Annotated in this window: 12 protein-coding genes; 10 read left to right on the top strand and 2 right to left on the bottom strand. The window is 54.5% G+C overall.

Annotation, left to right across the window (positions count from 1 at the left end):
* The first annotated feature begins 94 nt into the window (after nucleotides 1-94).
* The 5 genes from DBY97_RS06060 (at nucleotide 95) to DBY97_RS06040 (ending at nucleotide 6,737) form a co-directional block, all read left to right on the top strand.
* Nucleotides 95-1,354, top strand: coding sequence for a capsule biosynthesis protein (locus tag DBY97_RS06060; RefSeq protein WP_107857803.1), 1,260 nt, complete (start codon nucleotides 95-97; stop codon nucleotides 1,352-1,354).
* A 367-nt stretch (nucleotides 1,355-1,721) separates the two neighbouring features.
* Nucleotides 1,722-3,128, top strand: coding sequence for an SEL1-like repeat protein (locus DBY97_RS06055; protein WP_107857802.1), 1,407 nt, complete (start codon nucleotides 1,722-1,724; stop codon nucleotides 3,126-3,128).
* Nucleotides 3,129-3,345: 217 nt separating this feature from the next.
* Nucleotides 3,346-4,560, top strand: coding sequence for a sodium/glutamate symporter (gene gltS / locus DBY97_RS06050; RefSeq protein WP_063068530.1), 1,215 nt, complete (start codon nucleotides 3,346-3,348; stop codon nucleotides 4,558-4,560).
* A gap of 105 nt (nucleotides 4,561-4,665) precedes the next feature.
* Nucleotides 4,666-5,688: a lysozyme inhibitor LprI family protein gene (locus DBY97_RS06045; RefSeq protein ID WP_107857801.1), complete on the top strand. Its 1,023-nt coding sequence runs from the start codon at nucleotides 4,666-4,668 to the stop codon at nucleotides 5,686-5,688.
* A 53-nt stretch (nucleotides 5,689-5,741) separates the two neighbouring features.
* A complete protein-coding gene (locus DBY97_RS06040) occupies nucleotides 5,742-6,737 on the top strand; it encodes a S49 family peptidase (RefSeq protein ID WP_107857800.1) in 996 nt (331 codons plus the stop codon).
* Nucleotides 6,738-6,780: 43 nt separating this feature from the next.
* Here DBY97_RS06040 and pdxA read toward each other — a convergent pair whose 3' ends face one another.
* Nucleotides 6,781-7,782 carry a 4-hydroxythreonine-4-phosphate dehydrogenase PdxA gene (gene pdxA / locus DBY97_RS06035; protein ID WP_107857799.1) on the bottom strand — a complete coding sequence of 334 codons (1,002 nt, stop codon included), beginning with the start codon at nucleotides 7,780-7,782 and terminating at the stop codon, nucleotides 6,781-6,783.
* A 156-nt stretch (nucleotides 7,783-7,938) separates the two neighbouring features.
* The gene (locus DBY97_RS06030) at nucleotides 7,939-8,469 is read right to left on the bottom strand and encodes a cytochrome b (RefSeq protein ID WP_107857798.1); all 531 of its coding nucleotides are present in this window, start codon (nucleotides 8,467-8,469) and stop codon (nucleotides 7,939-7,941) included.
* Between the two features lie 233 nt (nucleotides 8,470-8,702).
* On the opposite strand from DBY97_RS06030, the gene DBY97_RS06020 reads away from it, so the two are divergent.
* The 5 genes from DBY97_RS06020 (at nucleotide 8,703) to ptsP (ending at nucleotide 13,474) form a co-directional block, all read left to right on the top strand.
* Complete coding sequence (locus tag DBY97_RS06020) at nucleotides 8,703-10,232, top strand: ABC transporter permease (RefSeq protein WP_107857796.1); 1,530 nt, start codon at nucleotides 8,703-8,705, stop codon at nucleotides 10,230-10,232.
* A 114-nt stretch (nucleotides 10,233-10,346) separates the two neighbouring features.
* A complete protein-coding gene (locus DBY97_RS06015) occupies nucleotides 10,347-10,910 on the top strand; it encodes a hypoxanthine-guanine phosphoribosyltransferase (protein ID WP_107857795.1) in 564 nt (187 codons plus the stop codon).
* A 58-nt stretch (nucleotides 10,911-10,968) separates the two neighbouring features.
* On the top strand, nucleotides 10,969-11,397 hold the full coding sequence (locus tag DBY97_RS06010) for a PTS sugar transporter subunit IIA (RefSeq protein WP_107857794.1): 429 nt from the start codon (nucleotides 10,969-10,971) through the stop codon (nucleotides 11,395-11,397).
* 44 nt (nucleotides 11,398-11,441) lie between these two features.
* The gene (locus DBY97_RS06005) at nucleotides 11,442-11,711 is read left to right on the top strand and encodes an HPr family phosphocarrier protein (RefSeq protein WP_003683718.1); all 270 of its coding nucleotides are present in this window, start codon (nucleotides 11,442-11,444) and stop codon (nucleotides 11,709-11,711) included.
* Nucleotides 11,711-13,474: a phosphoenolpyruvate--protein phosphotransferase gene (gene ptsP, locus DBY97_RS06000; RefSeq protein ID WP_107857793.1), complete on the top strand. Its 1,764-nt coding sequence runs from the start codon at nucleotides 11,711-11,713 to the stop codon at nucleotides 13,472-13,474. Before DBY97_RS06005 ends, ptsP begins: the two co-directional genes overlap by 1 nt.
* Nucleotides 13,475-13,651: the final 177 nt, after the last annotated feature.

Below are 13,651 nucleotides of genomic sequence, written 5' to 3'. Positions count from 1 at the left end.
GCGGCATCATTGCCTTTGCATCGTTAATTCTCTTGGCGTATGCTTGAAAGTTCAACCTAAAACTATTACATAAAAAACAAAACCACATTGCGACATGAAACAGACCGTCCTCAAAAACAACCTGCAAAACCTGCTCGAAAGCGCAGAAAATATCCTGCTGCTTCAAGGTCCTGTCGGCGATTTTTTTCTGCGCCTTGCCAATTGGCTGACTGAAAACGGCAAAACCGTACATAAATTCAACTTTAATGCAGGCGACGACTATTTTTATCCGCCCACTCAAGCGCATATCGTTGTTTTTAACGACAGCTACGATGCCTTTCCTGAATTTTTGCAAGAATACATCGCTCAACATCACATCCAGGCGGTTGTCTGCTTTGGCGACACACGCCCTTATCATGTCATCGCAAAACGCATTGCAAACGAAAACCAAGCCAGTTTCTGGGCGTTTGAAGAAGGCTATTTCCGCCCCTACTACATCACCTTAGAAAAAGACGGCGTCAACGCATTTTCCCCTCTGCCGCGCCGTGCCGACTTTTTTCTTGAACAATTCCCCAAACTGGCCCAACAAGAATATGAAGCGCCAACACCGGTACGCGGTGGGTTTACGCCCATGGCAAAAAACGCCATCCGTTACTATATCGAATTGTTCTGCAATCCACGCAAATATCCCGACTACATCCACCACCGCGCACCCAATGCCGGCCATTACCTCAAACTATGGTCGCTCTCCATCCTCAAGCGTTTGAACTACTATATTGAAGACATCCAAATCGCCAAACGCGTGGAGGCGGGCAAATACGGCAAGTTTTTTATTGTTCCCTTACAGGTATTCAACGACAGCCAAGTCCGCATCCATTGCGACTTTTCCAGCGTCCGCAGCTTCCTGCTCCATGTTTTGGCCTCCTTTGCCGCGCACGCGCCTGCCGATACCAACCTCATCATCAAGCATCATCCGATGGACCGCGGCTTTATCGACTACTGGCGCGACATCAAACGCTTTATCAAAAAACACCCCAAACTCAAAGGCCGTATCACTTACGTCCATGATGTCCCCCTGCCCGTTTTCCTGCGTCACGGCCTTGGTATGGTTACCATCAACAGCACCAGCGGCCTGTCCGGATTGATCCACAACATGCCTGTCAAAGTCCTCGGCCGCGCCCATTACGACATTCCCGGCATAACCGACCAAAATACCTTGGCAGAATTTTGGAATCATCCGACACCGCCTGACAGCGACCTGTTCCATGCCTACCGTATGTACCACCTCAACGTAACCCAAATTAACGGCAATTTCTATAGTCAGGTGTTTTTCCCCAACAAAGACACATCCGACTCTTCCATACCGACAACCTGACTTAGCGAAGAAAAGTTCAGGCCGTCTGAAAACATTTCAGACGGCCTGAAGCAATCAATACCTTAGCTACTGCCATGTAAATAAAACACAAAAACCTGCATTTATCATTAACAATAAATTACAAAAACAGTATAATGACCGAGCTGCCATGAGCGCATACCGACTCAACCTGAGCCCTTTGTAACGCACAAAATATGGATGTACCACTAGGCAAAACAATATAACAAGCCAAACATCCTAAAGATAAGCCAGCAAGGCAATACACTCTGCAAAACTATGCCGAGCAATATTTTTACAAAGCCCTCAACCGGTATTGCCGCCCATATGCCGCAGCATCCGTCTTCCACTTTATATCCGCCCGCAAACCATGACCGCCGCTCCTGAAATCCTCTACCGGCAAGCCGCCGCCCTTTTGGAACAATCCCATACCGCCCAAGCCCTGCCCCTGCTGCAACAGGCCGCAGAGCAGGGTTATACGGAAGCTGCTTTTGTATTGGGCAATCATCTGCTGCAAAACGGTCATCCGGAGCAGGCACTTCCATGGCTGGACGCCGCCGCAGCCCAACGCCACCCCAAGGCACTCTTCACCCTGCTGCAACAACGCGAACACAACGGCACCCCGACCGGACAGCTTCTTAACGAATACGCCTGGCTGGGTGAGCAAGGTCACCCCGAAGCCCAATTAATCCTCATGCGTTACCACGCGCAACGCAACGATCCACAATCCCTCTACTGGGCGGAGCTTGCCGCCGCCCGATATGCCGCGCCTGCGTATTACCATCTGGCACGCCATCATCAACGCCAAGGCGACGTTGCGACAGCCATCGAACAATACGAAAAAGCGGCCGCGCTCGGCGTGACTGCCGCCTGCTGGCAACTCGGTCAAATCTACTTCTACGGTACAGGTGTCAGCCCAAACCACGCACAAGCCGAACAATACCTCGAACAAGCCGCGCAAGCCGGCCACATCGCCGCACAAACCCTGCTGGCCGACCTTCTTGCCGCCCAACGCAAACCCGAAGCCTTAGAATGGTATCGTCGTGCCGCCGATAAGGAGCAAGCGGAAGCACAGGCCAAGCTGGCCCAATACGCCCTAACCGGCGAACTTTCCGAACGCGATCCGTTCCAAGCGGCGCGCTATGCCAAAGCTGCTGCCGAGAAAGACCATCCCGAAGCCCTGAAAATCATGGGCGACCTCTACCGCTACGGCCTCGGCATCAAAGCCGACAACCATATCGCGCACGATTACTACCACCGTGCCGCCACGTTAGGTTCTGCCTCCGCGGCACAAAAACTCATCAGCGACGCCGCACTGTACCATCCGCAACAATACGAACAAATCAAAACAGCCGCCCTGCAACAGCAACAAACCGAAACCATCTACCGTTTGGCAGAAGCACAAGCCCACGCCATCGGCCGTCCCGCCGACTACAATGCCGCGCGCAAAAATTACATGGAAGCGGCCGAGTTCCATCATAAAAATGCGGCGGCAGCCTTAGGCCGCATCTACCATTACAGCCTCGGTACGGCGCAAGACCCTCGGGCGGCCGCCCACTGGTACGCCATCGCTGCCGAACAAAACCACCCTTCCGCCCAATACCACCTCGCCTGTTTTTACTATCACGGGCAAGGTGTAAGCTGCCATGTTCCGACCGCCTGCTACTGGCTGCAGGCCGCCATCAGCAACGGCCACACTTCGGCCGAATCATTAACATCCCTATTAGAACAATGGCGCCGCGAAGCGCACCATGCCATCGGTCAAAAGGCCGTCTGAAAATATTTACACTCGCATTTTTTGACAATCTTTAACTATTCCCCTAATATTTGCCAGTTATTTTTCACGGACACGTCATTGTTTTCATTTCTTTCTGAAAACACCTTGTCCGCGCATCAATACCATGGCGCCCGGCGGATAACGCCAAGCGTTGAAACACACTGCATCCGGAACAAAAACGGATGCTCGGAAAAACATTTCTAGGAGGTGAAACAACATGGAATGGGAATTCAACAGTTATTACACACTGATTGCCGCCACGCTCGTGTTGCTGGTTGGTAAATTTCTGGTTCAAAAAATCAAATTCTTAAGAGACTTCAATATTCCCGAGCCGGTCGCCGGCGGTTTGATTGCCGCTATCGTCCTGTTCGCCCTGCACGAAGCCTACGGCGTCAGCTTTAAATTTGAAAAACCGCTGCAAGATGCGTTCATGCTCATCTTCTTTACATCCATCGGTTTGAGCGCCGACTTCTCCCGTTTGAAAGCGGGCGGCCTGCCTTTGGTTATCTTTACCGCCGTAGTGGGTGCATTCATCATCGTCCAAAACTTCGTCGGTGTCGGCTTGGCGAGCGCATTGGGCTTGGATCCGCTGATTGGCCTGATTACTGGTTCGATTACCCTGACCGGTGGTCACGGTACCGCCGGTGCATGGGGTCCTGACTTTGAAAGCAAATTCGGCCTGACCGGCGCAACCGGCTTAGGTATGGCTTCTGCAACATTCGGCCTAGTATTCGGCGGTTTGATCGGTGGTCCTGTTGCACGCCGTCTGATCAACAAAATGGGCCGTAAACCTATCGTCAAAACTGCCAAATCTGACGACAACGATGCTACTGACGACATCTTCGAACAAGCACAGCGCACCCGCCTGATTACGGCTGACTCCGCTGTCGAAACGCTCGCGATGTTTGCCGCATGTTTGGCTTTTGCCGAAATTGTCGACGGCTACGACAAAGCCTTCTTCGACTTGCCTAAATTCGTATGGTGTCTGTTTGCAGGCGTGGTCATCCGCAACGTCCTGACTGCCGCCTTCAAAGTCAATATGTTTGACCGTGCCATCGACGTATTCGGTAACGCCTCCCTGTCCCTCTTTCTGTCTATGGCTCTTCTGAACCTGAAACTGTGGGAATTGACCGGTCTGGCAGGCCCGGTAACTATCATCTTGGCTGTACAAACCGTCGTGATGATTCTGTACGCAACCTTCGTTACCTACGTCTTCATGGGTCGCGACTACGACTCTGCCGTATTGGCGGCAGGTCACTGCGGCTTCGGTTTGGGTGCCACCCCGACCGCCGTTGCCAACATGCAGTCCATTACCCAAACTTTCGGTCCGTCTCACAAAGCCTTCTTGATTGTGCCTATGGTCGGTGCCTTCTTCGTTGACTTGCTCAACGCCGCCATCCTCTCCGGCTTCATCAGCGTCATCAAAGGCTGATACGTCTGACATAGAAAAGCACTTGCCGCATTTACTTGCTGCAAGTGCTTTTGTTATGATAGGCACGTCAGGCCGTCTGAAAGGCCGTCATCTTCAGGAGTACCCATGTACAAAAAAACCGCTTCCGTATTGATTTTAAGCACGATTCTTCTTGCCGCATGCAGCAAAGAAGAGCCGAAAGCCGCGCTTGATTGCGCCCAACCGGCCACACTGCAAAACATCCGTACCACCATCGAAGACACCCTCAAACAACAAGCGCGCTCCTTTGCCCGCAATGACAACCGCCAATTCGTCGATGCCGACAAAATCATCGCCGCCGGCCTCGAATTAGAAACCCTGCTTGAAGACCCCAAAGAAACCGAAGACAACGGCAAAGCCATCTGTCGCGCCAACCTCAAAATCCGCATTCCCGACACCATCCTCAAAACGGCCATAGACAACAGCCCGCTGATTTACGGCAACACCCCGTTGTCCGACATGCTCGAACAAAAACTGATGGGCAGCAACCTGACTTTTGAAAACAACACGTTCAGCACCACCCTGCTCTATACCCCCGACAAAGACGGCAAACTGGTTCTCGAAGACAACGCCCTGAGCACCACGGCCCAAACCCTTTCCGCCACCCTGCTGCCCTACGGCGTGAAAAGCATCGTCATGATAGACGGCAAACCTGTATCCAAAGAGCAGGCCATCAAGCTGCTGCAAAACCAAAATACGGAAGAGCCGCCGACTGTTAATCCGCAAGACATCCTCGAAAACAACGCCGCCAGCCAAGCCGTCGGCTTGACCGATGATGACGATAATTCAGACTACGAAGTCCTGCGTCCTGACCATCAAACTCCGCGCAACGAGCCGCCCGGCCTCAGTCAAAGCGAACTCGACAACGCGCGCGCGCAAAACCGTCAGGCAGACGGCGAGATCAACGACCTCTGGGGCGGCATGGACAGCGATGTCAAACAACAAATCCTCGGCGAACAACGCGCCTGGATTCAAAGCAAAAAACTCAACTGCCAACAAGCCGCCGCGTCCGCAGACAGCGCCGCACAAGCAGAATACCTGCGCCTGCAGTGTGAAACACGCATGACACGCGAACGTACGCAATACCTGCGCGGCTATTCCATCAACTAAATCGATAAGGCCGTCTGAACATTCAGACGGCCCACAAGAAAGCACATCACATCATGCAATACCGAATCCACCGTGAAGGCGATGCCCCAAACACGCCATCTTCAGCCTCCACACCCGTTGACAACTGGGAGCGCAACACCCTGCGCGAAGTCCTCCTCGCCGCCTACCAAGAACAGCGCCGCGCTCGCATTTGGCGCAATATCTGGCGCGGCGTCGCCGTCCTCATCTTCCTCAGCCTGATCTTCGGCTTTGCAGAAGAAGAAGGAAAAACCACGAGCATCCACGCCCGCGGCGAACACACCGCCGTTATCGACCTGACCGGCGAAATCGGCAACGACATCGACGACCAAGTCCAAATCCTGCGCGACAGCATGGAAGCCGCCTACAACAACGGCAACGCCAAAGCCATCATCATCCGCGCCAACAGCCCCGGCGGTTCGCCTGTCGTGTCCAACACGGCCTTTAACGAAGTCCGCCGCCTCAAAGCCGAACACAAAGACATCCCTGTCTACCTCGTTGCCGAAGACATGTGCGCTTCCGGCTGCTACTACATTGCCGCCGCAGCCGACAAAATTTACGCCGACCCTTCCAGTATTGTCGGCAGCATCGGCGTGATCGGCGGCGGTTTTGACTTTACCGGCCTGATGGACAAAGCCGGTGTCAAACGCCGTCTGAAAACCGCCGGCAGCAACAAAGGCATGGGCGACCCTTTCACACCTGAAACCCCGGCGCAAACCCAAATTTGGGAAACCATGTTGGGCGATATCCACCAAGAATTTATCAAAGCCGTTAAACTCGGCCGCGGCGCAAGGTTGAAAGACAAACAGTATCCCGATGTTTTCAGCGGCCGCATCTACACCGGCAAAGAAGCCAAACAGGTCGGCCTGATTGACGACTTCGGCAGCATTTACAGCGTCGCCCGCGATGTCGTCAAAGCTCCCGATCTAGTCAACTACACGCCGCAAGACGATTTCAGCAAAATGCTCAGCCGCCGCTTTGGTGCGGAAGTGAAGGCCAAAGTCAAAGAAACTTTGTCTGAAATTTGGTAAACCAAAAAACCAAAAGGCCGTCTGAAACCCAAAACATGGGGCTTCAGACGGCCTGCTGCATATTGTGCGCCATATCAAGCGCGGCGCGGACAGCGGTAATCAAACTGCCGGAATCGGCTTTGCCCGTACCGGCCAAGTTCAAGGCAGTACCATGGTCAACGGAGGTGCGGATAAAGGGCAAGCCGAGGGTGATATTCACACCTTCGCCGAAACCGGCGTATTTGAGCACCGGCAGTCCTTGATCGTGATACATGGCAAGGACGGCGTCGGCATCTTTGAGCAGGAAGGGTTGGAACACAGTATCGGCCGGATAAGGGCCGCGCGCGTCTATGCCTTCGGCCTGCAGGGCATGAAGCGCCGGAATAATGGTGTCGATTTCTTCGTGTCCCAAATGGCCGCCTTCGCCCGCGTGGGGATTGAGGCCGGTAACGAGGATGACCGGTTTGGCTATGCCAAACTTATGGCGCAGGTCGTGTTCAAGAATGAGGACAACCGACTCGATTAAAGGCTTCGTGATGGCGGCGGAAATGTCTTTCAGCGGCAGATGGGTGGTAACCAATGCCACACGCAGGCCGCCACCGGTCAACATCATGACGACTTGTTCGGTATGGCTTTTTTCGGCGAGGTATTCGGTATGACCGCTGAAAAAGCCGTTGCCTGCGTGGGCATCGTTGATGATGCCTTTGTGCAGCGGCGCGGTCACCATACCGGCAAACAGGCCGTCTGAAATGCCTTGATACGCCGTATCCAGCAGCCGGAGGACATACGCGGCATTGGCAGGATTGAGCTCGCCCGCCCGACACTCGGCATCTAAAGGAATATGCAGAACTTCAAGTTCGCCCTTGGGCAACGGATCAGCCGCTTGGGCTTGGAAGTCGCGCAGGATGACGGATTTGCCGAGCTGTTTGGCCCTTTGCGCCAACAGGTTTTTGTCACACAAAACAACGGGACGGCAAGGAAGGTCGGCGAAAGCCAAATCAAGGCAGATGTCGGGGCCGATGCCGGCCGGTTCGCCGGAGGTGATGGCGAGAATGGGAGCAATCATGGTGTTTCTCGGTACGGTTTGCAGTATTTAGACAACGTCAGGCAAAATGCCTGACCTACTTTTGCAGATTAACACAAATACAAAAAGGCCGTCTGAAAACAGTTTCTGCTTAGTCAAACTGTTTTCAGACGGCCTTGGCTGTTTACCGTTTTACACTTAAGAACGGCGGCCGATCATGCGGTATAAAACGTCGTGGCCTTGAATGCGGTGGACGACAACCATGGCGATGTGGCCGGCGACAAGCGCGAAGAGCAGCCAGCCGAGTTTGCCGTGCGCCATATTGCCGAGGTTGGACATCCATTCGATTTTTTCAGGCGAACCCTGCATCACTTCGACACCGAAGACTTTCAACGGGCCGCGACCGCCGCCGTATTGGCGGATCATGCCGATAACGGGAACGGCGAGCATGAGGACGTAAAGGGCAAGGTGGCCTACTTTTGCGGCAAAGCTGTCGGCGGCAGGACGTTTGGACGCATTGAGCAAGGCCCAAACAATGCGCACGATAATCACCAACAGCGTGATGAAACCGATGGATTTATGCACGCCGAAGAGCGATTTGACCCATTCTTCGCCATCGTAGATGGTCCAAACGGTAATGGTGGAGAGGATGCCGATGAAACCGAGTACGGTCAGCCAGTGCAACGCGCGCGCGACGGCATCGTAGGTTTGTGGGCGTGTAGTGGTCATAATGTTTCCTTGTTTTTGATTTGTTTGGTTTTTTGAATCGGCGGCATTGTAACAAAAATGCCCAACCAATTATGTTGCCTTTTTGAAGATATTTCGTAAATATTTGGAAAATTTGAAGAAACGGCGGTTTTATCCGTCAGGATGCCCGGGCCGTCTGAAAACAAGGGCAGGAATACCACCTTCTATGCCGAACTCGGGCTAAAATAGGCGTTTTTATTCTCGGGTACGCATCGATGCAGGTTTGGATTCGGCGGTTTGCGCTGTTGCTTCTGCCTTTGGGCTTCTTGGCGGTCATGGTGGCCGCGCCTTTGATGTCGCTGGCGTTTTACGACGGCGAAGGCGCTTGGGCGGAAGTGGTGGCTGATGACTATATGCGCCTGCGCTTGGGCTGGACGGTGGCGCAGGCGGTATTGACCTGCGTCTTGGTCACGGTTTTAGGAGTACCTGCGGCATGGGTGCTGGCACGGATGGACTTTGCCGGACGACGCACGGTTTTGCGCCTGCTGATGCTGCCTTTTGTGATGCCGACCTTGGTGGCAGGCATGGGCGTACTGGCTTTATTTGGCGCACACGGTATGCTGGCGGCAGGTTGGCAGGACACGCCGTGGCTGCTGATTTACGGCAACGTGTTTTTCAACCTGCCGGTTTTGGTGCGCTCGGCGTATCAGGGATTTGTGCGTGTGCCGCAGGCGCGGTTGCTGTCGGCGCAATCTTTGGGCGCGGACGCGTGGCGGCGGTTTGTCTGGGTCGAATGGCCGGTGGTGCGCGCGTGGGTTGCCGGCGGCGCGTGCCTGGTGTTTTTATATTGTTTTTCAGGCTTCGGGCTGGCCTTGTTGCTCGGCGGCGAACGTTTTGCAACGGTGGAAGTGGAAATCTACCGGCTGGTGGCGTATGAGTTGGACATGGCGCGTGCGTCGGTGTTGGTGTGGCTGGTACTGGCGGTTACGGCGGCGGCAGGCGGTTTGTATGCGTATTGGAGCAAACGCGTGGCTGTGGATAAGTCGGTCTCGCCTTTGCCTCCGCGTGCGCCGATATGGGCTTGGGAAAAATGGCTGACGGCAACGGTATTGGCGATGTTGGCAGTGTGCTGTCTGCTGCCTTTGGCGGCGGTATGGCTCAAGGCGGCAGCGGCAGGCTCTTCGTGGGCAGTCTTGCTGGAAGCGCAAACGTGGGCAGCGGTGTGGAACACGATCCGTTTCTCTGCGGCAGCGGTGGCGGCGGCGACGGTTTTGGGCGTGCTGTATGCGGCGGCGGCACGGCAAATGGCGTGGTTGCGCGCGCTGATGTTTTTGCCGTTTATGGTGTCGCCCGTGTGCATCGCGTTTGGCGTATTGTTACTTTATCCGCAGTGGACGGCTTCGCTATGGCTGCTGACGGCGACTTACGCGCTGTTGGCGTATCCGTTTGTGGCCAAAGACGTACTGGCCGCATGGGACGGTTTGCCCAAAGATTACACGGCAGCGGCGCGCACTATGGGCGCAAACGGTTTTCAGACGGCCTGTTATGTAACCGCGCCTTTATTGAAACCAGCCTTACGGCGCGGTCTGACTTTGGCTTCGGCAACGTGTATCGGCGAATTTGCAGCCACATTATTCCTGTCACGCCCCGAATGGCAGACGCTGACCACTTTGATTTACGATTATCTCGGGCGCGCCGGTGCGGACAATTACGGACGGGCGATGGTGTTGACGGCAGTATTGACCGCTTTGGCTTTAACGGCATTTTTGCTGGTGGACGAAGCGGAAGGACAAAAGGCCGTCTGAACGTGGTCGGCTCAAATCCCCTTCGCTTTCACTACACTATTGCCGCGCCTTGTATCGAAAATTGATTGAATCCGCTATATAATTTGTTTTTAACCGCACTCAACACGACCTATCATGACCGACTTAGAAACCAAACGCCTTGAAACCCAAGCCATGCTGGACAATGCCGACTTGCTGTTTGACCAAGAACAATGCCGCGCGGCCTTGCAAAAAGTTGCCGACGACATTACCCGCGACTTGGGCGACAAATACCCCCTGCTCCTGCCTGTAATGGGTGGCGCGGTGGTGTTTACAGGGCAGCTGCTGCCGCTGTTGCGCTTCCCTTTGGACTTTGACTACGTCCACGTTTCCCGCTACGGTGACAAGCTCGCAGGTGGCGCGTTCAACTGGAAACGCATGCCCGACCCCGAGCAAATCAAAGGCCGTGATGTAGTCGTTTTGGACGACATTCTGGACGAAGGCCACACCATGGCCGCCATTCAGGAAAAACTGTTGGAAATGGGCGCAGCAAGCTGCCGTGCGGCCGTATTTGCCAACAAGCTGATCGATAAAGAAAAACCAACCAAAGCCGATTATGTCGGTTTGGACGTGCCCAACCGCTACGTCTTCGGCTACGGCATGGATGCCGCCGGCTGCTGGCGCAACCTCGGCGAAATCTACGCCTTAAACAATAAATAAAACAAAGGCCGTCTGAAAAATCTTCAGACGGCCTCAACCCCCATGCTAGGAACACATCATGATAGGTTTGTTAATCATTACACATGAAACCATAGGTGAAGCCTATCGCGGTTTGGCCGACCATTTCTTTCCTAACGGCTTTCCCGAAAATCTCCACATCCTCGGTGTACAGCCTAACGAAGATCAAAACGACATCATCAACAACGCCATCGCCGCATTGCAGGAATTTCCCAACAACCGCGGCGTGCTGATCATGACCGACATCTTCGGCGCCACACCGTGCAACGCCGCACGCCGGCTGGTGCGCGAAAACAAATCCGCCATCCTAACCGGCCTCAACGCCCCGATGATGATTAAAGCCATCCAATACTCATCACAAGCCGAAAACCTCTCCGACTTCACCGAAACCGTCAAAGAAGCCGCCATCCGGGGCATTTTCGCCATTACATCCGCACCTGAAGACCTGGTGTGCAAAGAAAACGGCTAAGGCCGTCTGAAAACATTCACTTTACAAACATTTAGGGGACATCCATGCTCAAACAAGAAATCGAAATCATCAACAAACTCGGCCTGCACGCGCGCGCCTCCAGCAAATTCACCCAAACCGCCTCCCAATTCCAAAGCGAAGTCTGGGTCACCAAAAACGGCAACCGCGTCAACGGCAAAAGCATCATGGGCCTGATGATGCTGGCCGCCGCCAAAGGCACCGTGATTGAGCTGGAAACAGAAGGCGCAGATGAAGCCGCCGCCATGCAGGCGTTGACCGACCTCATCAACGATTACTTCGGCGAGGGCGAATAATGAGCATCGTCCTACACGGTGTAGCCGCGGGCAAAGGCATTGCCATCGGCCACGCCCACCTCATCACGCGCGGCACAACGGAAGTCCCCCAATACGACATCGATCCCGACAAACTTGATGCCGAAGTTGCCCGTTTCGACAACGCCATCAAAGCCACGCGCAAAGAACTGGAACAGCTGCGCGGCGCAATTCCCGAAAACGCCCCGACCGAATTGGGCGCGTTCATCTCCCTGCACCTGATGCTGTTGACCGACGTCACCCTCTCGCGCGAACCCATCGACATTTTGCGCGAACAGAAAATCAACGCCGAATGGGCATTGAAACAGCAAAGCGACAAGCTCGCCGCCCAGTTCGACAGCATCGACGACGATTACCTGCGCGAACGCAAACAGGACATGCTCCAAGTCGTCCGCCGCATCCACAACAACCTTGTCGGCCAAAGTAACGAAATCAACCTCGCCGGCAACCTGTTTGACGATACCGTCCTCATCGCGCACGACCTCTCGCCTGCCGATACCGTACTATTCAAAGAGCAGCACATTACCGCCTTCGTAACCGATGCCGGCGGCCCGACCAGCCACACCGCCATCTTAGGCCGCAGCCTCGACATCCCGTCCGTCATCGGCCTGCACAACGCCCGCAAACTCATCACCGAAAACGAAATCGTCATCGTCGACGGCATCAACGGCGTCCTCATCATCGATCCCGACGAAGTCGTCCTCAACGAATACCGCCGCCTCGCCCGCGAATACCGCAGCCACAAGCGCGAACTCAACAAAATCAAAAAAACCGCCGCCACCACGGCCGACGGCATCAACATTGAGTTGCTCGCCAACATCGAATCCGCCGAAGACATCAAAGCCCTGCACAACTTCGGCGCAGACGGCGTCGGCCTGTTCCGCAGCGAATTCCTCTACCTCAACCGTGACAACATGCCGACCGAAGACGAACAATACGAAGTCTATGCCGGTATCGTCAAAAAACTCAAAGGCAAAAACATCACCATCCGCACTGTCGATTTGGGCGTCGATAAAAATCCGCGCTGGTTCGGCCAAAACAGCACGCCCAACGGCAGCCTCAACCCCGCGCTCGGCCTGACCGGCATCCGCCTGTGCCTCGCCGAGCCGGTCATGTTCCGCACCCAAATGCGCGCCATCCTCCGTGCCGCCACCCACGGCCCCGTGCGCATGATGTGGCCGATGATTACATCCATTTCCGAAGTGCGCCAATGCCTTATCCATCTGGACACGGCCCAACGCCAACTGACCGAACGCGGCGAAACCTTCGGCCCGGTCAGCATCGGCTGCATGATCGAAATCCCGTCCGCTGCCATGACCGTCGGCAGCATCCTCAAGCTCGTCGACTTCGTTTCCATCGGCACCAACGACCTGATTCAATACCTCCTGTCGGTCGATCGCGGCGACGACAGCGTCAGCCACCTCTACCAACCCGGCCACCCTGCCGTCCTCAAAACGCTGCAACACATTATCCGCACGGCAAACCGCATGGAAAAAGGCGTGTCCATCTGCGGCGAAATGGCCGGCGATACCGTCTTTACCCGACTGTTGCTCGGCATGGGCCTGCGCCGCTTTTCCATGAACCCAAACAACCTGCTTTCGGTTAAAAACATCATCCTGCACAGCCACACCGGCCATCTCGAAAACGATGCCGCCAAAATCCTGCGCTGCGAAGACCCGGAAAAAGCTGAGAAACTGATTAAAATCCTCAACCAAAGCGAACAGGCGGAATCACAGGCCGTCTGAAATTCACAAAATATCCGAAACCGACACAAGGGCGTATTGAACACGCCCTTTTTATTTTTCCCCATTTTGGGTTGACACCCGATTTCCCTCAGATCTTTCCTATTTCATCATTCCAAAAACCAACCTTTTTCACTTTTCCCAAACACTGCTTACAGGCCGCCTGAAAAATATAGGGCG

The sequence above is a fragment of the Neisseria subflava genome (assembly GCF_003044645.1).
Lineage (GTDB): Bacteria > Pseudomonadota > Gammaproteobacteria > Burkholderiales > Neisseriaceae > Neisseria > Neisseria subflava_B.
Note: the sequence above shows the minus strand (reverse complement) of the source record. Positions and strands in the feature narration are given on the sequence as shown.

Excerpts from the sequence above, each read along its gene's own strand:
- DBY97_RS06040 (WP_107857800.1), top strand. The coding sequence starts at position 5,742 with ATGCAATACCGAATCCACCGTGAAGGCGATGCCCCAAACACGCCATCT.
- pdxA (WP_107857799.1), bottom strand. The coding sequence starts at position 7,782 with ATGATTGCTCCCATTCTCGCCATCACCTCCGGCGAACCGGCCGGCATC.
- DBY97_RS06015 (WP_107857795.1), top strand. The coding sequence starts at position 10,347 with ATGACCGACTTAGAAACCAAACGCCTTGAAACCCAAGCCATGCTGGAC.
- ptsP (WP_107857793.1), top strand. The coding sequence starts at position 11,711 with ATGAGCATCGTCCTACACGGTGTAGCCGCGGGCAAAGGCATTGCCATC.
- DBY97_RS06055 (WP_107857802.1), top strand. The coding sequence starts at position 1,722 with ATGACCGCCGCTCCTGAAATCCTCTACCGGCAAGCCGCCGCCCTTTTG.
- DBY97_RS06030 (WP_107857798.1), bottom strand. The coding sequence starts at position 8,469 with ATGACCACTACACGCCCACAAACCTACGATGCCGTCGCGCGCGCGTTG.
- DBY97_RS06010 (WP_107857794.1), top strand. The coding sequence starts at position 10,969 with ATGATAGGTTTGTTAATCATTACACATGAAACCATAGGTGAAGCCTAT.
- DBY97_RS06020 (WP_107857796.1), top strand. The coding sequence starts at position 8,703 with ATGCAGGTTTGGATTCGGCGGTTTGCGCTGTTGCTTCTGCCTTTGGGC.
- DBY97_RS06045 (WP_107857801.1), top strand. The coding sequence starts at position 4,666 with ATGTACAAAAAAACCGCTTCCGTATTGATTTTAAGCACGATTCTTCTT.
- gltS (WP_063068530.1), top strand. The coding sequence starts at position 3,346 with ATGGAATGGGAATTCAACAGTTATTACACACTGATTGCCGCCACGCTC.
- DBY97_RS06005 (WP_003683718.1), top strand. The coding sequence starts at position 11,442 with ATGCTCAAACAAGAAATCGAAATCATCAACAAACTCGGCCTGCACGCG.
- DBY97_RS06060 (WP_107857803.1), top strand. The coding sequence starts at position 95 with ATGAAACAGACCGTCCTCAAAAACAACCTGCAAAACCTGCTCGAAAGC.